This is a genomic window from Micromonospora sp. NPDC052213, assembly GCF_040679695.1.
Lineage (GTDB): Bacteria > Actinomycetota > Actinomycetes > Mycobacteriales > Micromonosporaceae > Micromonospora.
On sequence record NZ_JBFAVI010000137.1, the window covers coordinates 1 to 18,748 of the forward strand.

Genomic DNA, 18,748 nt, shown 5'->3' on the forward strand with positions numbered 1-18,748 from the left:
GCCGCCCGCGGCGGCGGTGGCGCGCGTCCGTCCCGACTCCCGGTGGTCCTCGCCCGATCCCCGCGGGGCACGGGCCGACCGGCCGCGGCGGCCCGGCACGTGGTGGGCGTGCCGGGCCACGCCGTGCGTCAGCCCCGGACGGGGTACGCCAGGCCGGCGCCCCGCGACACCGCTCAGCCCACCGTCCCGCGCGACCGCCACGCCGTCCGGACCGAGGTGCGGCCGTTGGTGCGCAGCAGCGAACCCTCGTACACCCGGGCCCCCGCCGCGACGAGCGCGGCGGCCGCGACCAGCAGCAGGACCAGCGACAGCAGCGGCTCCCAGCCGGCCGCGTCCCCGGTGAACAGCCGCAACGGCATCGCCGTGGGCGCGGAGAACGGCAGGTAGGACAGCACCCGCATGGCGGTCGCGTTGTCGTTCAGGAAGATCACCGCGAAGAACGGCAGCATGACCGCGAGCTGCACCGGCATCGACACGCCGGCGATGTCCTCCTGGCGGTTGACCAGCGCCCCGGCCGCCGCCCACATGGCCGCGACCAGCACGAAGCCGAGCAGGAAGAACGGCACGAACCAGCCGATCGCCGGGGCCAGCAGCGAGAGCAGCCCCCCGCTGTCGCCGAACTGCACACCCACCACGGCGACCAGGGCGACCAGGGCGATCTGCCCGAGGGCCAGCAGGGTGCCGGCGACCATCTTGCCGGCCAGCAACGCCCGGACCGGCACCGCGGCCACCAGGATCTCCACGATCCGGGTCTGCTTCTCCTCGATGATGCTCTGCGCGATCTGCACGCCGAAGGTCTGCGAGGTGACGAAGAAGACGAACGCGAAGGCGAACGGCACCAGGAAGGCCACCACCGGGTCCACCGCGTCGGGGTCCAGCAGCCGCACCGGGGGCTGCGTGCTCAGCGCCGCGACCACGTCGTCGGGGGCCTCGTCCATGGCCAGCACCGCCGGCCCGGAGACCACGGCGGCGTCCACGTCGCCGTCGCGGACGGCCTGCTCGGCGGCGTGGTCGTCGGGCGCCAGCCGCACCTCCAGCCCCGCCTCGCGCAGCGGGCCGGCCGCCGCCTCGGTCACCGCCACGCTCGACGGGCCGCCGGAGAGCAGCGGCGGCAGGATGGTCGCGGCGGCGGCGATCAGCAGGAAGAACAGGGTGCTGATCAGGAAGGTGCGGTCGCGCAGCTTGACCCGGATCTCCCGGGCGGCGACCAGCCGGGTGGCCTGCCAGGTGTTCACTGGGCGACCTCTCGGAAGATCTCGGTGAGGGACGGGCTGACCGGGCGGAACGCGCGCACCGGGCCGCGGGCCAGCGCCGCGTGCAGCACCGCCTGCTCGTCCGCGCCGGGCGCGAGGTCGAACACGGCGCGGGCGCCGTCCAGGTCGACCAGGGTCACCCCGGGCTGGTCCCGCAGCCAGCCGGCGTCGGTCTCCACCACCAGCTCGAACCGGGGCACCGTGTACGTCGCGCGCAGCTGCTCCCGGCTGCCGGCGGCGCGGATCACGCCGCCCGCGATGATCACCAGGTCGTCGCAGAGCCGCTCCACGACGTCGAGCTGGTGGCTGGAGAAGAGCACGGGCACGCCCGTGGCGGCCCGCTCCCGCAGGACCGCCACGACCGTGTCCACGGCCAGCGGGTCGAGGCCGGAGAACGGCTCGTCGAGCACCAGCACCTCGGGGTCGTGTACCAGCGCGGCGGCGATCTGCGCGCGCTGCTGGTTGCCCAGCGACAGCGTCTCCAGCAGGTCGTCGCCGCGCTCGGCGAGCCCGACCCGCTCCAGCAGCGCGTCCGTGCCGCGCCGTGCCGCGTCGGCCGTCATGCCGTGCAGCCGGCCCAGGTAGGCCACCTGTTCCCGGACGCTCATCTTCGGATAGAGGCCGCGTTCCTCCGGCATGTAGCCGAAGCGGCGGCGGACCTCCCGGGTCAGCGGAGCGCCCTGCCAGCGGACCTCCCCGGCGTCCGGGGCGAGCACCCCCAGGATGATCCGCATGGAGGTGGTCTTGCCGGCGCCGTTGCCGCCGACGAAGCCGGTCATCCGTCCGGCCGCCACGTCGAAGGAGACGTTCTGGAGCACCCGACGGTCGCCGAAGCTGCGGTCGACGCCGTCGAGGCGGAGCACACTGGTCACGGCGGTCACGCTAGATCGTCAACTGCCCGCCGCCGTCCGCCCGGAGGCTGAGCGGGCAGGTCCCCCGCGCGGCGGAGGCGGGTCAGCCGCCGGGCCGCACCACCCCGTGTTCGTACGCGAAGACCACCGCCTGCACCCGGTCGCGCAGGCCGAGCTTGGCCAGCACCCGGCTGACGTGCGTCTTCACCGTCGCCTCGCCCAGGTGCAGCTCCGCGGCGATCTCGGCGTTGCTGGTACCCCCGGCGACCAGGACCAGGACCTCCCGTTCGCGGGGCGTCAGGTCGCGCAGCGCCGCCTCGGGAGGCATCCGCGCGCCGCCCCGGCCGGCGGGGTCGCCGGGGCGGGCGAAGGTGGCGATCACCCGCCGGGTGAGTTCCGGGGCGAGCAGGCCGTCGCCCCGGGCGAGCACCCGGATCGCCTCGACCAGCGCCTCCGGGGTGCCGTTCTTGAGCAGGAAGCCGCTGGCCCCGGCGCGCAGCGCGGCGAACAGGTAGTCGTCCCGGTCGAAGGTGGTGAGGATCAGCACGGCCGGCCCGCCCGGCTCGTCCTGCTCGGCCGTGATCCGCCGGGTGGCCTCCAGCCCGTCGACTCCGGGCATCTCCACGTCCATCAGCACCACGTCCGGGCACAACGCCCGGGTCATGCCGACGGCGCGTTCCCCGTCGGCGGCCTCCCCGACCACCTCGATGTCGTCCTCCACCTCGAGGATGACCCGGAAGCCGGTGCGGACCAGGTGCTGGTCGTCGGCGAGCAGCACCCGCACCGGCCGGTCGGCGTCGGGCGCCTCGCGGTCGGCGCCCACGCCGGGCACCTCGCGGTCGGCGGTCACGCCGGACGCCCCGCCGCGACCGGGAGCGGGAACCGGGCCCGTACCCGCCAGCCACCGCCGGCCCGCGGGCCGACCTCCAGCGCCCCGCCGTGGGTGGCGACCCGCTCGCGCATCCCGACGAGGCCCAGCCCGTCGGCGTTCGCGGCGCGGGTGGCCCGTCCGTCGTCGGTCACGTCCACCTCCACCTCGTGCGCCAGGTAGCGGATCCGCACGTCGAGTGCGGTCGCCCCGGCGGCGTGCTTGAGCGCGTTCGTCACGGCCTCCTGGACGACCCGGTACACGGCCTGGGAGACCGATTCCGGCAGCGGCACCCGGTCCCCGTACACCCCCAGGGTGGCCCACAGGCCGGCCTCGCGGGCCCGGTCGACCACGGCCGTGACCTGGTCGATCGCGGCGGGCCCCGGCTCGTCCGTGCGGTCCGGGCGGTCGTCGCGGGCGCGGAGCAGGCCGAGCATCCGGCGCAGCTCGTCCACCGCCGTACGGGCGGTCTCCTCGATCGCGCCCAGCGCCGTGCGGGCCTTCGCCGGGTCCTTGTCGAGCACCCGGCGGGCGGCGGACGCCTGCACGCCCATCACCGACACGTGGTGGGCGACCACGTCGTGCAGCTCCCGGGCGATGCGGACCCGCTCGCCCACCACCGCGTGCTCACGGACCTCGGCCTGCGAGCGGCGCAGTTCCTCGGCCCGCGCCTGCACCTCGTGCTGCCGGCGGGCGGCCAGCCACGCGGTCTCCCCGAAGAAGTACGCGAACCCGAAGAAGAGGCCGTTGACCAGCACCCCGTTCACCATCGCGGCGAGCACGGGGGGCACCGGCCCGACCGCGCGGTCGAACGCGTCGGCCGGGATCCTGTCGATGGTGACCGCGTAGTAGATCCCCAGCCACGCGAACATGGTGGCGATGACGCCGATCCGCAGCCGGCGGGCCAGCCGGCGGTCCGGCCCCCAGGCGCCGAGCGAATAGAGGGCCGCGAACAGCGCCCAGGAGGAGAGCTGCGACTCCGGGGCGGAGCGCGCCTGCGCGGCGACGAACGCGACCGAGACGACCAGGAGGGTGGTGGCGGGGAACCGGCGTCGCCAGATCACCGGCAGCGTCACCGCGACGGTCCAGAAGAGCTGCTCCGGCCCGGAGGGCGGCGGCCCCAGCAGGAAGGCCCCGGTGCTGCGGGCGAGGGTGAGGCTGACCAGCGCGAGGACGACCGTGGCCAGCCCGACGTAGACGTCGTACCGCCGCTGTTCCGGGGTGGGGCCCGGCCGCCGCCAGTCGTCGTCCGTCACGGTGTTCACCCTGGTCAGGATTCCATCCCGCCGGTCGGCGTCGGCCAGGCACCCTGCCGGGCGGCCACGTGCGGTCGCCGCGCAGCCGGGGTACGCGATCCGCGCCCCTGTCCGTGTCGACCTCCTCCGTCGCGCCTGTTCACACTCTGCTGCTGCGGCGACTACGGTCGGAAGGCGTCGACGGGTCGCCGGCCGGTGGTGCCGGCGGGCATGGCACCGGTGGCGGGTGCTGGCGGTGATCGGCTGGGCCGTGGTGGAGGTGTGATGGGCGTCGGGCAGGTGTCCACGTTGGAGTTCCTCGGCGGCGAGTTGCGCCGGGCGCGGCGCGACCGGGGGCTGAGCCAGGAGGAGTTGGCCCAGCGGATCAACTACTCGTCCTCGCTGGTCGGCATGGTGGAGATCGGCCAGCGGACCCCGTCGCAGGACTTCGTCGGCCGGGTCGACGCGGCGCTGGAGTCCGAGGGCTTCTTCGAGCGGCTGCTCACCCTCGTCCGGGCCGACGCCGCTCCGCCCTGGCTGCGGGAGTGGATCTCGGTGGAGGCGGAGGCGACGCTGATCCGCTGGTTCGAGCCGTCGCTGATTCCCGGCCTGCTCCAGACCGAGGCGTACGCGCGCGCGGTGCTCACCGGCGGCGGGATGCTCCGCGAGGTCGAGGTGGAACAGCGGGTGACCTCCCGGCTGTCCCGCCAAGCGGTGTTGACCCGGGAGGCCCCGCCGGAGGTCGTCTTCGTCATGGACGAGTTGGTGCTGCGCCGGCAGATCGGCGACCGGAAGGTGATGGCCGAGCAGTTCGCCCACCTGCTCGCGGTCACCGGGTCGCCGCACGTCGACCTGCACGTGGTGCCCGCCGACGTCGGCATGCACGCCGGGCTGGCCGGCGCGTTCATCCTGGCCCGCACCCCCGAGGGCGGCGAGGTGGCGCACGTGGACACCCCGCTGCGCGCGCACGTGAGCGACCGCTCCGACGACATTGATAGCCTGCAACGCAGGTGGGAGAACCTGCGGGGCGAGGCGTTGCCCCGCCGGGCGTCCCGGGAGCTCATCGCGGAGGTGGCGGAGTCATGGACCTGACCGGCGCGATCTGGCGGAAGTCCACCCGCAGCGACAACGGCGGGTCCACCTGTGTCGAGGTGGCGACGAACCTGGCCGACGTGGTGGGCGTACGCGACAGCAAGGACCGTGGGGGACCGGTGCTGGCCTTCGGCCCCGCGGCCTGGACCGGCTTCCTCGCCGCGGCCACCGCCGGCGCCCTCCGGCCCGCTCGTCACGGCTGACGGCCCGGCACGCCGGGGCGTGCCGGGCCGCGTGGCGCGGTCGGGTCAGCGGCGGTCGCGCAGCGCCTTGACCACGCTCTCGGCGACGTCCCAGAGCACGATCAGCGCCGTGCCGGCGACCACGACGGTGGCGACGGTGTTCAGGTTCTCGCCCTCGCCGAGCCACTCGAAGCGGGCCACGAGGTCGGGGTTGAGCAGCCGGTCGGCCGACATCAGCCAGACCACCGGCACCGCGAAGGCCAGGTCGAGCACCGCGTTCGCCGCGACCAGCGGCCAGGTCCAGCGTCCGGCCCGGTACTTGGCGATCTCCAGGCCCACGGTGGCGACCAGCACGGCGATCAGGAACGGCAGCCAGAAGCTCCACAGCGCCGGGTCGAGGATCGGCAGGTTGCCGTCACCGTCGGCGGGGACGAACGACCGGAAGTGCTGCATCGGCAGGTAGGCGATGAAGATCGCCAGGAAGCCGATCGAGGCGGCGGTGTCGGTCAGGGTGATCTGTCGGTCGCCCGGGCCCTCCGGGAGCTGGTCGACGCTCCAGTCGGGCAGGTGCAGGGGGGTCCTGGCGCGCTCCAGCACCGCGAAGACCAGGGTGACCCAGAAGGCGATCTGGAGGGCCACCGTGAGGGCGGTGGTGATGCCCTCGCCGACGGCCCCGCCGGCGTTCTCGCCGTCGGTTGCCGCCAGCAGGCCGACGATCACACCGGCCGTCGCCGGCACGAAGCTGAGCAGCAGCTTCAGCAGCCGCTCCCAGGCCAGGTAGTAGGTCGGCCCGATGAGCTGCAACCGGCGGTCGGAGTAGCGGGCGGCGAGCCGCGCCGGGTCGCCCAACTCGGTGAGCACCTCCCGCTCGGCGGCGGTGCCGTCCTGCCCGCCGGTCGTGCGGCCCTCGACCATGTCCTCGATCGAGGCGCGCAGCTCGCTGGCGATCTCCTCGCGCCGCGCGACCGGCACCGAGCGCAGGGTCGCGGCGAGGTAGCGGTCGGTCAGGGAAGTCATCGGTCGGCTCCTTCGATCAGCCCGGTCAGGGAGGTCTGCACTGCGGCGAGGTCGGCGAGGAGCCGGCCCAGCAGCGACTCGCCCTCCTCGCTGGTGCGGTAGAACTTGCGCGGCCGGCGCTCCTCGGTGTTCCACTCGCTGGTCAGCAGCCCCTGCTCCTCCAGCCGCCGCAGCAGCGGATAGAGCGTGTTGGCGTCGACCGGGAAGCCGTGGTCGGAGAGGCGTTGCAGCAGCGCGTAGCCGTAGTCGGGGCGCCGCAGGGCGACGAGGCTCGCCACCATCACGGTGCCCCGACGCAGCTCCTGGAGGTGCGTCCGCAGGATCTCGTCGCTCACCATGTGTCACACCATACTGTGTGCCACACACTATCGTCCAGCACTACATCATCGTGCGGGTCCACATCAGTGTGTTTCGGCAAAGGGACGGCGCTGCTGGCCCGGGTGGCGGTGAGTCGGCCGCTTGGGCCCGCCCCGTTCCGCCGGCTTTCCGGCTCGGTCGCCGTGCGGTGCGGACACCGCCGCCGCCGGGCCGAGGCGGTTCCGCGGGCGGTGGCAGGGGAGATCCGGAACACCCTGCCCGCTCGGCCCGCGCGGCGTCTGGAGCGGCCTCTTCCGGCGGCGATAGGGTAGGCCGACCGACCTCGACCATCCCATGATCCGACCCGGGGGGCGCCACGCATGGGCGATTCGTTCGCGCATCTGCACGTGCACACGGAGTACTCGATGCTCGACGGGGCGGCCCGCCTGAAGGACCTCTTCGCCGAGGTCAAGCGGCAGGGCATGCCGGCGGTGGCGATGACCGACCACGGCAACATGCACGGCGCGAACGACTTCTACAAGCAGGCGATGGCCGCCGGGGTCAAGCCGATCCTCGGCATCGAGGCGTACGTGGCGCCGGAATCACGCTTCCACAAGCAGCGGGTGCGCTGGGGCAGGCCGGAGCAGAAGAGCGACGACGTCTCCGGTAGCGGCGGCTACACCCACATGACCATCTGGGCGCGGAACAAGACCGGCTTGCACAACCTCTTCAAGCTGACCAGCCGGTCGTACACGGAGGGGTTCTTCGTCAAGTGGCCGCGGATGGACGCGGAACTGCTCGCCGAGAACGCCGACGGGTTGATGGCGACCACCGGCTGCCCCTCCGGGGAGGTGCAGACCCGGCTGCGCCTGGGCCAGTACGACGAGGCGCTCAAGGCCGCCGCGAGGTACCAGGAGATCTTCGGCAAGGAGAACTACTTCCTGGAGGTCATGGACCACGGCATCAGCATCGAACGCCGGGTCCGCCAGGAGCTGCACGACATCTCCCGCAAGCTGGACATCCCGCCGGTGGTGACCAACGACTCGCACTACACCCACGAGGCGCAGGCCGAGGCGCACGACGTGCTGCTCTGCGTGCAGACGGCGGCGAACGTCGCCGATCCGAACCGGTTCCGGTTCGACGGCAGCGGCTACTACATCAAGTCCGCCGACGAGATGCGCGCCGTCGACAGCTCCGACCTCTGGCTGGAGGGCTGCCGCAACACCCTGCTGGTGGCCGAGAAGGTCGACCCCACCGGGATGTTCGAGTTCCACAACCTGATGCCGCGGTTCCCGGTCCCGGAGGGGGAGACCGAGGAGTCCTGGTTCCGCAAGGAGACCTTCGCCGGGCTGGCCCGGCGCTACCCCGGCGGCATCCCCGAGGGCCACGTCGCGCAGGCCGAGTACGAGCTGGGCGTCATCATCCAGATGGGCTTCCCGTCGTACTTCCTCGTGGTCGCCGACTTCATCCAGTGGGCCAAGAGCCAGGGCATCGCCGTGGGCCCCGGCCGCGGTTCGGCCGCCGGCTCCCTCGTCGCGTACGCGCTGGGCATCACCGACCTCGACCCGATCCCGCACGGCCTGATCTTCGAGCGGTTCCTCAACCCCGAGCGCGTCTCGATGCCGGATGTCGACATCGACTTCGACGAGCGCCGTCGCGGCGAGGTCATCAAGTACGTCACCGACAAGTGGGGCGAGGACAAGGTCGCCCAGATCGCCACCTTCGGCACCATCAAGGCGAAGGCCGCGATCAAGGACTCGGCCCGGGTGCTCGGCTACCCGTACGCGGTCGGCGACCGGATCACCAAGGCGATGCCCCCGGCGGTGATGGGCAAGGACATCCCCCTGGAGGGCATCTTCGACCCCAAGCACCCCCGGTACGCCGAGGCCGGCGAGATCCGGGGCATGTACGAGGCCGAGCCGGACGTCAAGAAGGTCATCGACACCGCCCGGGGCATCGAGGGGCTGATCCGGCAGACCGGCGTGCACGCCGCCGGCGTCATCATGTCCGCCGAGCCGATCATCGACCACATCCCGCTGATGCGCCGGGACTCCGACGGGGTCATCATCACCCAGTTCGACTACCCGACGTGCGAGTCGCTCGGGCTGTTGAAGATGGACTTCCTCGGCCTGCGCAACCTGACCATCATCGACGACGCGGTGAAGAACATCCAGCTCAACCACGGCAAGGAGCTGGACCTGCTCGGGCTGCCGCTGGACGACAAGGCCGCGTACGAACTGCTGGCCCGAGGCGACACCCTGGGCGTGTTCCAGCTCGACGGCGGGCCGATGCGCTCCCTGCTGCGGATGATGAAGCCGGACAACTTCGAGGACATCTCCGCCGTCCTCGCCCTGTACCGACCAGGCCCGATGGGCGTGGACTCGCACACCAACTACGCGCTGCGCAAGAACGGCCTCCAGGAGATTACCCCGATCCACCCGGAGCTGGAGGAGCCGCTGCGGGAGATCCTCGCGCCCACCTACGGCCTGATCGTGTACCAGGAGCAGGTGCAACGCGCCGCGCAGATCCTCGCCGGCTACACCCTCGGCCAGGCCGACCTGCTGCGGCGGGCGATGGGCAAGAAGAAGAAGGAGATCCTCGACAAGGAGTTCATCCCGTTCCGGGACGGCTGCCGGGAACGGGGCTACTCGGACGAGGCGATCCAGAAGGTCTGGGACGTGCTGGTCCCGTTCGCCGGCTACGCCTTCAACAAGGCGCACTCGGCGGCGTACGGCCTGGTGTCGTACTGGACCGCGTACCTGAAGGCGCACTACCCGGCCGAGTACATGGCGGCGCTGCTCACCTCCGTCGGCGACGACAAGGACAAGATGGCGCTCTACCTCTCGGAGTGCCGCCGGATGCGCATCCAGGTGCTGCCCCCGGACGTGAACACCTCCGCCGGGCCGTTCACCCCGGTCGGCAAGGAGATCCGGTTCGGTCTCGGCGCGGTACGCAACGTCGGGGCGAACGTGGTCGCCGCGATCATGCGCTGCCGGGAGGAGAAGGGCGACTACACCGACTTCTACGACTTCCTGTCGAAGGTCGACGCGGTGGTCTGCAACAAGAAGACCATCGAATCGCTGATCAAGGCCGGGGCGTTCGACTCGCTCAAGCACTCCCGCAAGGCGCTGCTCGCGGTGCACGCGGAGGCCATCGACGCGTACGCCGACGTCAAGCGGAAGGAAGCCGTCGGCCAGTACGACCTCTTCGGCGCCGGATTCGGCGACGCGGACACCAGCAGCACCACCGTGATGCCGGTGATCGGCGAGGGGGAGTGGGACAAGCGCGACAAGCTCGCCTTCGAACGCGAGATGCTCGGCCTCTACGTCTCCGACCACCCGCTCTTCGGCCTGGAGCACGTCCTCGGCGCGGCGGCCGACTGCACGATCGCCGCCCTGTCGGAGGAGGGCACCGTCCCGGACGGGGCGGTGGTGACCCTCGCCGGCATCCTCTCCGGCGTGCAGCGCCGGGTCACCAAGCAGGGACGGGCCTGGGCCTCGGCCACCCTGGAGGACCTGGCCGGCGGCGTGGAGGCGCTGTTCTTCCCCAACACCTACGAGGTGATCGGGCAGTACATCGCCGAGGACGCCATCGTGGTGGTCAAGGGGCGGGTGGACCGGCGCGACGACACCCCGCGCATCATGGCGATGGACATGTCCATGCCCGACATCAGCAGCAACCCGGCGAGCAAGCCGATCACCCTCACCATCCCGGTGACCCGGTGCACGCCCCCGCTGGTGGAGCGGCTCAAGGAGACCCTGGTGCTGCACCCGGGCGACACCGAGGTGCACGTGAAGCTGCTCAACGGCAGCAAGGTCACCACGCTGCGGCTCGGCCCGTTCCGGGTGGCGGCCACCACCGCGCTGATGGGCGACCTGAAGAGCGTCCTCGGCCCCGCCAACGTGAGCTGACCCGGGCCGGCCGCCCGGCGACGGGGGCGCGCGGGTCACGAACGGGCCCGTCCAGCCCGCGGGTTCTAGGGTTTGACGACCCACTGGACGTTGGCGGGGCGTGCTCCGGTGCGCAGGAACTCATGTGCCGCCTGGCGGGCCCGGGCGGCCGTGATCTCGAACGGCTCGCCGCCGTCGGGGAGGGCGAACCAGGGGTTGTCGTACGCGTATTCGGCGTCGTCGACGACCTGGCCGGCCGGGGCGCCAGGCGGTACCGGCCCCCACGAGAGCAGGAGTTCGGTTCCGGCCTCCCAGCACAGGCCGGACCGATCACCGTCGAAGGTGACGTGCAGGATCTGCCGGCCGTCGTCACTGACGAGAGTGACGCCGCTGCGTGGTTCGGGGCCGAGGACCGCATCGAGCTCGGATGGGTGGACCACTGTGGTGGCGACGCTGTCGATCCATGCCCGCACGGCTGCCCTCACTGTTCCTGATCGTGACCTCCCAAGGGGCCTCAGGTTAGTGGACGGCGTGCTCTTCCGGGGCGCCAGCATGATGGCGTGCCCAGCATCAGCCCGCTTCGCGTTCGCAGCCTGGTGCCGGCTTCCTGACCATGCTGGACGAGTGCGGGCAGGTGCCGGTGCGGGATTGGCCCGAGCGATGGCGGGCACGCTACCTCGGCCGCCACCCGGAGGTCTTCGCCGAGCTGGACCGACGAGGTCCGCCGGACACTGCGTGCGCTTCGCGCCGGAGCCTGAGGGCCGAACCGATCACCTCAGAAAGAGACGCAGGACAGGGAGCTTGCGGGCGGAGTCGGGGGTACGGACGGACGGCCGCCCGGGCCACCGTCCCGGGATTGGCCGTGCCGGGCGTCGGCGGTGATGGCTAGCGTCGGCGGCGTGGAGATCGCACAGGCGCAGAAGCTGTGGCAGCCGCAGCCGGGTTGGCTGAACACCGCCAGCTACGGGCTGCCACCCGACCCGGTGTGGGACGCGGTGCAGGAGGCGCTGGCCGACTGGCGGGTCGGGCGTACCTCCTGGGAGGGCTGGGGCGAGGCGACCGAACGGTCCCGGGCCGCCTTCGCCGGCCTGGTCGGGGTGCCGGCCGCCGACGTCACGGTCGGCAGCACCGTCTCCCAGTTGCTGGCCCCGGTCGCCGCCGCGCTGCCCGCCGGCGCGACCGTGGTGGTGCCGGAGGTCGAGTTCACCTCCAACCTCTTCCCGTGGCTGGTGCAGGCCGAGCGGGGTGTCCAGGTGCGCACCGTGCCGCCGGCCGGGCTGGTCGACGCCATCGACGCCCGCACCGACCTGGTCGCGTTCAGCCTGGTGCAGTCCGCCGACGGCACGATCGCCGCGTACGACGAGATCGTCGCGGCGGCCCGGGCGCACGGCGCGCTCGTCGCGGTGGACGCCACCCAGGCGTGCGGCTGGCTGCCGTTCGACGCGAGCCGAGCCGACGTGGTCGCGGTCGGCGCGTACAAGTGGCTGATGGCGCCGCGCGGCTCCGCCTTCGCCTACCTCGCCCCTGAGCTGCGCGAGCGGCTGCGCCCCGACGCCGCCGGCTGGTACGCGGGCAGCGACCCGCACGCCTCCTACTACGGCCCGCCGCTGCGCCTGGCCGACGACGCCCGCCGATTCGACATCTCGCCGGCCTGGTTCAGTTGGGTCGGCACGGCCCCCGCACTGGAACTCGTCGCCGAGATCGGTGTGCCCGCCGTGCACGCGCACGACGTCGCGTTGGCCAACCGGTTCCTCGCCGGGCTGGGCCGGCCGACGGGCGACAGCGCGATCGTCACCGTGGAGGTGCCCGGCGCGGCGGAGCGGCTGGAGCGGGCCGGGGTCCGGGCGGCGGTCCGCGCCGGACGGGTCCGGGCGTCCTTCCACGTCTACTCCACGGTGGACGACGTCGACCTCGCCCTGGACGCGCTCACCGGCTGAGCCGGGGCGCGCGCCCAGGGCGAGGGTCAGCGCCGGCGGGCCGTCACTTGGCGCCGGTGATGATCCCGGGGTTGATGCAGAGCCCGGGGTTGCTGCCGTTGCGCTCGGCGATCTCCAGGCACCGCGACACCTTGTCGACCTTCGCGTTCGTCTCGGTGATCTGCTTCTGGATGGCGGCGTTCTTCCGGTCCTGCTCCAGGTTCCGGGTCTGGGCGAGCTTGTCCTGAAATGCCTTGATGTTGCCCTCGGTCTTGTCGTCGTGGTTGACCCGGGTGATCGTGACCGACAGGATGTCGACGTCGCTGGAGAGCCGCGTCTCCGCGCTGGCCTTGATGCTCTCGGCGAAGGGCTTCAGGTCCACGTTCAGGTTGCCGGTGTTCGCGTCGATCTTCTCCAGCGGGTTGTACGTGGCGAAGGCGTCGTTGACGGCGCTGTCGAGCTGGACGCCCACCCGCTGACCCCGGAAGCTGTCGAAGTCGCCCTTGTAGTCCATGAACTGCTTCGGCGCGTTCTCCGGCCTGACCTGCCATTCGACGAGCACCTCGACGCAGGCGTCGGCGAGCGTGCCGGTGCGGACCCGGACGCAGTTCTCGCCGCCGATGTGGTCGTACTTCTGTCGGCCGGCGTCCCACTCGCCGACCTTCTGCCACGGGGCGACCCACTTCAGGCCGGAGCCGGTGACCTTGCCCGTCGGCTTGCCGAAGCTGGTGACGATCCCGACCGAGCGGATCGGCACGGAGTGGGCGCTGGAGCCGACGACGAACACCACCGCGCCGACGAGGCAGCCGAGCGCCGCCAGGGTGGCGGTCCGCTTCGTCGAGCTGGCGCGCGCGCCGAGCGCGAGCGCGCCGGAGATCGTCAGACCGGCGGCGAAGATGATCGCAACAGTGAAGCCGAAGGGCATTCGCTCGGCACCTTTCGCGGAAGGGGGCCCATGACACTAGGGCCGTTGGTCAAGACGGTGCGGAGGTGGTGGCCGTGGGCCGTCCACATGCCGGTGGTAGGCGTCGGGCTGGACAGTGAGGCCCGTCGATGTGAACCGGCGGGGCTGCCGGGCGGGAGGTGGAGGTCCCGCACGGCCAGCCGTCCCGGAATATGGCTCCCATCGACATAGCTCGACCTCTGGCGCCGCCGTAGGTTTCCAGCACGCGACGGCCATGTGACCGCGGTCACCGACCCGGCCGTCGCGACACCTACGGAGGAGTAGGCGATGGCCGGGCAAGCGCTCCTGTCGGCTCGCGGACTGACCCGCGACTTCCGGGGCTTCCGGGCGGTCGACGGCGTCGACCTCGACATCGCGGCCGACAGCGTGCACGCGCTCGTCGGCCCGAACGGCGCCGGGAAGACCACCCTCTTCAACCTGCTGACCGGGTTCCTGCAGCCCAGCGGCGGCCGGATCGCGCTGGCCGGCCGCGACGTCACCGGGCTGCCGCCCGAGCAGGTCGCTCGACTCGGCGTGGCCCGGTCGTTCCAGATCACCAGCCTCTTCCCGCAGCTGTCCGCGCGGGAGCACGTCGAGCTGGCGTTGCAGAGCCCGAGCGGGCTGGGTTGGCGGTTCTGGCGCTCGGCGAAGCTGATGCGCCGCTACACCGACCGGGCCATCGAACTGCTCGACATGGTGGGGCTGGCCGAACTGGCCGAGGCCCCCGCCGAGGCGCTGGCGTACGGGCGCAAGCGGGCGCTGGAGCTGGCCATCGCCCTCGCGCTGGACCCGAAGGTGCTGCTGCTCGACGAGCCGACCGCGGGCATGGGCCTGGAGGACGTCGACCGCACCGTCGACCTGATCGCGCGCGTCCGGCAGGGCCGGACCGTGGTGATGGTCGAGCACAACATGAGCGTGGTCGGGCGGCTCGCCGACACCGTCACCGTCCTGCAGGCCGGCAAGGTCCTCGTCGAGGGTCCGTACGAGCAGGTCCGCGCCGACGAGCGCGTGATCACCGCATACCTGGGAGCCGCTGATGCTGCGCATTGAGAACCTGTCGGCCTGGTACGGCGAGGCGCAGGTGCTGCGGGAGGTCAGCCTGGACGTCTCCGCCGGCGAGGTGGTGACCCTCGTCGGGCGTAACGGGGCCGGCAAGTCCACCCTGCTGCGCTGCGTGATGGGCCTGCACACCGGCCAGCGCGGCACCGTGGAGCTGGACGGTCGGGACGTCGGGAAGCTGCCCGCGTACCGGCGGGCTCGGCTGGGGCTCGGCTGGGTCCCCGACGACCGCGGCAGCTACGCCACGCTGAGCGTGACGGAGAACCTCACCCTGCCGCCGACGGTCGGCCCCGACCCGTGGCCGCTGGAGCGGGTGTACGAGGCGTTCCCCGCCCTCTACGAGCGACGGGACTCGGCCGCCACCATGCTCTCCGGCGGCGAACAGCAGATGCTCGCCCTCGCCCGCGTGCTGCGGATGGGCGCCCGGCTGCTGCTCTGCGACGAACCGACCGAGGGGCTCTCGCCGCTGCTCGTGCAGCAGGTCGGCGACCTCCTGCGCGAGGCCAAGCGGCACGGGGTGACCGTGCTGCTGGTCGAGCAGAACCTGCACTTCGCCACCGGCGTCGCCGACCGGCACTACCTGCTGGCCGAGGGACGCATCGCGGAGGCGATGGACAACTCCGAGGTGCGGTCGCGGGAACGCGAGCTGCTGTCGTACCTCGGCATCTGATTTTTCGATTTCGACGACCCGCGTCCCGCGCGGGGTGGAGGGATGAGCATGCGTAGGACGGTGGGTGTGGCCGCCGCGTCGGCGGCCGCGATGGTGCTGGTCGCCGGCTGCGGCGGTGGTGGTCCCCAGTCGGGCGGGGACCAGAAGCTGACCGGGGGCAAGATCGTGCTGGGCGTGCTGAACGACCAGTCGGGTGCGTACTCCGAGCTGTCCGGCAAGAACTCGGTCAAGGCCGTCGAGATGGCCATCGCCGACTTCAAGGCCAAGCACGGCGACAAGGCGGTGACCAGCGACATCACCGTGGAGACCGCCGACCACCAGAACAAGCCCGACATCGCCAACAGCAAGGCCGCCGAGATGTTCGACCGCAAGGGCGTCGACCTCATCCTCGACGTGCCGACCTCCTCGGCCGCGCTCAAGGTCGCCGACGTGGCGAAGGAGAAGAAGAAGCTCTACTTCAACATCGGGGCGGCCACCACCGACCTGACCGGCAAGAGCTGCAACAAGTACACGTTCCACTACGCGTACGACACCTACATGCTGGCCAACGGCACCGGGAAGACCACCACCGAGCAGGTCGGGAAGAACTGGTACATCCTCTACCCGAACTACGCCTTCGGCCAGGACATGGAGAAGAGCTTCTCGAGCGCGATCACGGCGGCCGGCGGGACCGTCGTCGGCAAGGACGGCGCGCCGTTCCCGAACACCAGCGGCGACTACTCGACGTTCCTGCTCAAGGCGCCGACGCTGAACCCGAAGCCGCAGGTGCTCGGCACCATGCAGGCCGGCGCCGAGCTGGTCAACGTGGTCAAGCAGTACAACGAGTTCAAGCTCCGGGAGAAGGGCGTCGGGCTCGCCGTCGGCCTGATGTTCATCACCGACATCCACTCGCTGACCCCGGCCGCGCTCGCCGGCACCACGTACACCGACGCCTGGTACTGGAACTTCGACGCCAAGAACCGGGAGTTCGCCGACCGGTTCCAGAAGGAGACGGGCACCCGGCCGTCCTTCGCGCACGCGGCCAACTACTCCGCCGCCACCCAGTACCTGGAGGCCGCGCAGGCAGCCGGCACGGATGACGCCGACGCCGTGGTCAAGGAGCTGGAGGGCAAGACCGTCGAGGACGTCTTCCTGCGCAACGGCAAGATCCGCGCCGAGGACCACCGGGTCATCCACGACGCCTACCTCGCCCAGGTGAAGCCGCAGTCCGAGGTGAGCGAGCCGTGGGACTACGTCAAGGTCCTCAAGACCATCCCCGCCGCCGAGGCGTTCCGCGCCCCGTCGGCGGACTGCAAGATGTGACCAGGGCATGACCGGCTTCTTGCAGAACACGTTCAACGGGTTGGTGAGCGGGGCGTTCTACGCCCTGCTCGCCCTCGGGCTCGCGGTCATCTTCGGGATGCTGCGGGTGGTCAACTTCGCCCACGGGGCGTTCTACATGCTCGGCGCGTTCGGCGCGTACGTCCTGCTCAGCGAGGCGGGCGTGCCGTTCTGGGCGGCGTTGGTGATCATGCCGGTGGGGTTGGGCCTGCTCGGCATGGCACTGGAGCGGGCCTTCATCCACCGGCTCACCCGGCTCGACCCGCTCTACAACTTCCTGCTTACCTTCGGCCTCACTCTCATCGTCCAGGACCTGGTGAAGCTCCGCTACGGCGTGCAGTCCAGCCCGTACGAGACCCCGTCCGCGCTGAGCGGGTCGGTCGACTTCGGGCTCTTCGACTTCCCCACCTACCGGGTCTTCATCCTGGGCTTCGCGGTCGCCGTCTGCGTCGGCGTCTGGTGGGTGCTGACCCGCACCCGGATCGGCATGGTGGTCCGGGCGTCGACCGAGCGGGCCGAGCTGACCCAGGCGTTCGGCATCAACGTCGGCCGCTGGGTCACCCCGGTCTTCGGCTTCGGCATCGGCCTGGCCGGGCTCGCCGGGGTGCTGGCCGCGCCGATGCGGGCCGTGAACCCGCTGATGGGCGCCGACCTGATCATCGTGGTCTTCGCGGTGGTGGTGATCGGCGGGCTGGGCTCGATCTTCGGGTCCGTGGCCGCCGGCTTCGGCATCGGCCTGGTCCAGGCCTGGGGCGAGGCGTACCTGTCCGACTTCCCGATCGTGTCGCAGACGATCGTCTTCATCGTGATGGCCGCCGTGCTGCTCTGGCGTCCGGCCGGGCTGTTCGGCCGTGAGGAGGCACCGGCATGACGAGCACCGTCGACCCCGCGACCGACGCCGGCGGCCGGGCGTCGAAGTCGGGGCTGGTCGCCGTGACCCGGGCACCCGGCTGGGTCCGGTACGCGCTGCTCGCCGTCGGGCTGCTGGTGGCGTTCTGGCTGCCCAACGGGCTCTACCCGGCGGTGGCGGTGGACATCCTCTGCTGGGCGCTGTTCGCCGTCGCCGTGGACCTGCTGCTCGGCTTCACCGGGCTGATGTCCTTCGGGCACGCGGCCTTCTGGGGCGCCTCCGCGTACGTCACCGGGTTGGTGGCCATCCACGCCGGCCTGCCGTTCCCGGTGGCGGTGCTGGCCGGGGCGCTCGCCGCGGCCGTGCTCGCGGTGCCGATCGGCTACCTGGCCGTGAAGCGGACGGGCATCTACTTCGCCATGGTCACGCTGGCGTTCGCGCAGATGGTCTACTACGTGGCCAACGAGTGGCGCTCGGTCACCCGGGGCGAGAACGGCCTACAGGGCGTGCCCCGCGAACTGTTCGGGTTGGACCTCACCGACGACTACTACTTCTACTACGCGATCCTGCCGATCGTGCTGCTCGGGCTGGCCGGCGCCTGGCGGATCGTGCACTCGCCCTTCGGCCGGGTGCTGGTCGGCATCCGCGACAACCCCGCCCGCGCCCGTGCGCTCGGCTACCCCGTGCACCGCTACAAGCTGACCGCGTTCGTGCTGTCGGGTTTCATCGCCGGGCTCGGAGGCGGGCTGTTCGCCGTGGGCCACCGCTTCGTCTCCCTCGACGTGCTGCACTGGACCACCTCCGGCAAGGCCGTCATCGTGGTGGTGCTCGGCGGGATCGGCACGCTCTGGGGCGGGGTGCTCGGTGCGGCCATCCTGGTGCGTCTGGAGGACTGGCTGTCGTTCTCCGGGTTCGAGGCGATCGGCCTGGTCACCGGCAGCATCTTCGTCCTCGTCGTGTTGGTGTTCCGGCGCGGCATCTGGGGCAGCGCCGCCGCCCTGGCCACGCGCTGGCTGGCAGCCCGCCGCCGGTGACCCCACGCGGGACGCGCATCAGCCGGCGCCCCCATACCGCCCCTGACCGCCCACCCGCCCACCCGCTCCCCGTCCACCGCTCCCGCCCACCCGGTCGGTAGCCCGCCCGCGCCGAGATCTTGGACAGTTGCCGTTCGCACCGAGCGGCAACTGTCCAAGATTCGGCGGCGGGTTGCGGCATGCGCCGACGGCCGGCGCCCCGTGTCGGGGTGCCGGCCGTTCAACCGGGTGGGCCGCCCCGAGGAGATCGCCGCCGCCGTGCACTGGCTCG

The 18,748-nt window shown here is 71.8% G+C and carries 17 protein-coding genes; 9 read left to right on the forward strand and 8 right to left on the reverse strand.

Annotated features, from left to right (window positions below):
• Window positions 1–173 precede the first annotated feature (173 nt).
• The 4 genes from AB0L34_RS25540 to AB0L34_RS25555 all read right to left on the reverse strand — a co-directional run bounded on the left by AB0L34_RS25540 (window position 174) and on the right by AB0L34_RS25555 (window position 4,237).
• Window positions 174–1,235: an ABC transporter permease gene (locus AB0L34_RS25540; protein ID WP_363707223.1), complete on the reverse strand. Its 1,062-nt coding sequence runs from the start codon at window positions 1,233–1,235 to the stop codon at window positions 174–176.
• Complete coding sequence (locus AB0L34_RS25545; RefSeq protein ID WP_363707225.1) at window positions 1,232–2,125, reverse strand: ATP-binding cassette domain-containing protein; 894 nt, start codon at window positions 2,123–2,125, stop codon at window positions 1,232–1,234. Before AB0L34_RS25545 ends, AB0L34_RS25540 begins: the two co-directional genes overlap by 4 nt.
• 82 nt (window positions 2,126–2,207) lie before the next feature.
• Window positions 2,208–2,888 (reverse strand): response regulator transcription factor, encoded by a 681-nt coding sequence (locus tag AB0L34_RS25550; RefSeq protein ID WP_363707250.1) that lies wholly within the window; start codon window positions 2,886–2,888, stop codon window positions 2,208–2,210.
• A 62-nt stretch (window positions 2,889–2,950) separates the two neighbouring features.
• Complete coding sequence (locus AB0L34_RS25555) at window positions 2,951–4,237, reverse strand: sensor histidine kinase (RefSeq protein WP_363707227.1); 1,287 nt, start codon at window positions 4,235–4,237, stop codon at window positions 2,951–2,953.
• 255 nt (window positions 4,238–4,492) lie between these two features.
• Between AB0L34_RS25555 and AB0L34_RS25560 the strand changes: the two genes are divergently transcribed.
• Together AB0L34_RS25560 and AB0L34_RS25565 are read left to right on the forward strand one after the other, a co-directional pair.
• Window positions 4,493–5,299: a helix-turn-helix transcriptional regulator gene (locus AB0L34_RS25560; protein ID WP_363707229.1), complete on the forward strand. Its 807-nt coding sequence runs from the start codon at window positions 4,493–4,495 to the stop codon at window positions 5,297–5,299.
• The gene (locus AB0L34_RS25565; RefSeq protein WP_363707231.1) at window positions 5,290–5,502 is read left to right on the forward strand and encodes a DUF397 domain-containing protein; all 213 of its coding nucleotides are present in this window, start codon (window positions 5,290–5,292) and stop codon (window positions 5,500–5,502) included. Before AB0L34_RS25560 ends, AB0L34_RS25565 begins: the two co-directional genes overlap by 10 nt.
• A gap of 45 nt (window positions 5,503–5,547) precedes the next feature.
• Here the strand turns inward: AB0L34_RS25565 and AB0L34_RS25570 are convergent, their stop codons facing one another.
• Together AB0L34_RS25570 and AB0L34_RS25575 are read right to left on the reverse strand one after the other, a co-directional pair.
• Entirely contained in the window at window positions 5,548–6,498 is a 951-nt protein-coding gene (locus AB0L34_RS25570; RefSeq protein WP_363707233.1) for a permease prefix domain 1-containing protein, read from the reverse strand.
• Window positions 6,495–6,836 carry a PadR family transcriptional regulator gene (locus tag AB0L34_RS25575; protein WP_363707235.1) on the reverse strand — a complete coding sequence of 114 codons (342 nt, stop codon included), beginning with the start codon at window positions 6,834–6,836 and terminating at the stop codon, window positions 6,495–6,497. The genes AB0L34_RS25570 and AB0L34_RS25575 overlap by 4 nt, the downstream gene beginning before the upstream one ends.
• Before the next feature lie 339 nt (window positions 6,837–7,175).
• Here AB0L34_RS25575 and dnaE point away from each other — a divergent pair, with 339 nt between their 5' ends.
• Window positions 7,176–10,706 (forward strand): DNA polymerase III subunit alpha, encoded by a 3,531-nt coding sequence (gene dnaE, locus AB0L34_RS25580; RefSeq protein ID WP_363707237.1) that lies wholly within the window; start codon window positions 7,176–7,178, stop codon window positions 10,704–10,706.
• 65 nt (window positions 10,707–10,771) lie between these two features.
• On the opposite strand, the gene AB0L34_RS25585 is transcribed toward dnaE, so the two are convergent.
• The gene (locus AB0L34_RS25585; protein WP_363707238.1) at window positions 10,772–11,170 is read right to left on the reverse strand and encodes an Imm1 family immunity protein; all 399 of its coding nucleotides are present in this window, start codon (window positions 11,168–11,170) and stop codon (window positions 10,772–10,774) included.
• A 414-nt stretch (window positions 11,171–11,584) separates the two neighbouring features.
• On the opposite strand from AB0L34_RS25585, the gene AB0L34_RS25590 reads away from it, so the two are divergent.
• A complete protein-coding gene (locus tag AB0L34_RS25590) occupies window positions 11,585–12,622 on the forward strand; it encodes an aminotransferase class V-fold PLP-dependent enzyme (protein WP_363707240.1) in 1,038 nt (345 codons plus the stop codon).
• A gap of 43 nt (window positions 12,623–12,665) precedes the next feature.
• On the opposite strand, the gene AB0L34_RS25595 is transcribed toward AB0L34_RS25590, so the two are convergent.
• The gene (locus tag AB0L34_RS25595; protein ID WP_357452289.1) at window positions 12,666–13,526 is read right to left on the reverse strand and encodes an SPFH domain-containing protein; all 861 of its coding nucleotides are present in this window, start codon (window positions 13,524–13,526) and stop codon (window positions 12,666–12,668) included.
• A 306-nt stretch (window positions 13,527–13,832) separates the two neighbouring features.
• On the opposite strand from AB0L34_RS25595, the gene AB0L34_RS25600 reads away from it, so the two are divergent.
• Genes AB0L34_RS25600 through AB0L34_RS25620 form a run of 5 tightly spaced genes read left to right on the forward strand, consistent with a single transcriptional unit; the run spans window position 13,833 to window position 18,477 of the window.
• Window positions 13,833–14,594 (forward strand): ABC transporter ATP-binding protein, encoded by a 762-nt coding sequence (locus AB0L34_RS25600; protein WP_363707242.1) that lies wholly within the window; start codon window positions 13,833–13,835, stop codon window positions 14,592–14,594.
• The gene (locus AB0L34_RS25605) at window positions 14,581–15,273 is read left to right on the forward strand and encodes an ABC transporter ATP-binding protein (protein WP_363707244.1); all 693 of its coding nucleotides are present in this window, start codon (window positions 14,581–14,583) and stop codon (window positions 15,271–15,273) included. Before AB0L34_RS25600 ends, AB0L34_RS25605 begins: the two co-directional genes overlap by 14 nt.
• A gap of 42 nt (window positions 15,274–15,315) precedes the next feature.
• Entirely contained in the window at window positions 15,316–16,575 is a 1,260-nt protein-coding gene (locus AB0L34_RS25610) for an ABC transporter substrate-binding protein (protein WP_357452296.1), read from the forward strand.
• Between the two features lie 7 nt (window positions 16,576–16,582).
• Window positions 16,583–17,464: a branched-chain amino acid ABC transporter permease gene (locus tag AB0L34_RS25615; protein WP_363707246.1), complete on the forward strand. Its 882-nt coding sequence runs from the start codon at window positions 16,583–16,585 to the stop codon at window positions 17,462–17,464.
• Window positions 17,461–18,477: a branched-chain amino acid ABC transporter permease gene (locus AB0L34_RS25620; RefSeq protein ID WP_363707248.1), complete on the forward strand. Its 1,017-nt coding sequence runs from the start codon at window positions 17,461–17,463 to the stop codon at window positions 18,475–18,477. Before AB0L34_RS25615 ends, AB0L34_RS25620 begins: the two co-directional genes overlap by 4 nt.
• Window positions 18,478–18,748 lie beyond the last annotated feature (271 nt).

Excerpts from the sequence above, each read along its gene's own strand:
- AB0L34_RS25560 (WP_363707229.1), top strand. The coding sequence starts at position 4,493 with ATGGGCGTCGGGCAGGTGTCCACGTTGGAGTTCCTCGGCGGCGAGTTG.
- AB0L34_RS25565 (WP_363707231.1), top strand. The coding sequence starts at position 5,290 with ATGGACCTGACCGGCGCGATCTGGCGGAAGTCCACCCGCAGCGACAAC.
- AB0L34_RS25570 (WP_363707233.1), bottom strand. The coding sequence starts at position 6,498 with ATGACTTCCCTGACCGACCGCTACCTCGCCGCGACCCTGCGCTCGGTG.
- AB0L34_RS25575 (WP_363707235.1), bottom strand. The coding sequence starts at position 6,836 with ATGGTGAGCGACGAGATCCTGCGGACGCACCTCCAGGAGCTGCGTCGG.
- dnaE (WP_363707237.1), top strand. The coding sequence starts at position 7,176 with ATGGGCGATTCGTTCGCGCATCTGCACGTGCACACGGAGTACTCGATG.
- AB0L34_RS25595 (WP_357452289.1), bottom strand. The coding sequence starts at position 13,526 with ATGCCCTTCGGCTTCACTGTTGCGATCATCTTCGCCGCCGGTCTGACG.
- AB0L34_RS25600 (WP_363707242.1), top strand. The coding sequence starts at position 13,833 with ATGGCCGGGCAAGCGCTCCTGTCGGCTCGCGGACTGACCCGCGACTTC.
- AB0L34_RS25605 (WP_363707244.1), top strand. The coding sequence starts at position 14,581 with ATGCTGCGCATTGAGAACCTGTCGGCCTGGTACGGCGAGGCGCAGGTG.
- AB0L34_RS25610 (WP_357452296.1), top strand. The coding sequence starts at position 15,316 with ATGAGCATGCGTAGGACGGTGGGTGTGGCCGCCGCGTCGGCGGCCGCG.
- AB0L34_RS25615 (WP_363707246.1), top strand. The coding sequence starts at position 16,583 with ATGACCGGCTTCTTGCAGAACACGTTCAACGGGTTGGTGAGCGGGGCG.
- AB0L34_RS25620 (WP_363707248.1), top strand. The coding sequence starts at position 17,461 with ATGACGAGCACCGTCGACCCCGCGACCGACGCCGGCGGCCGGGCGTCG.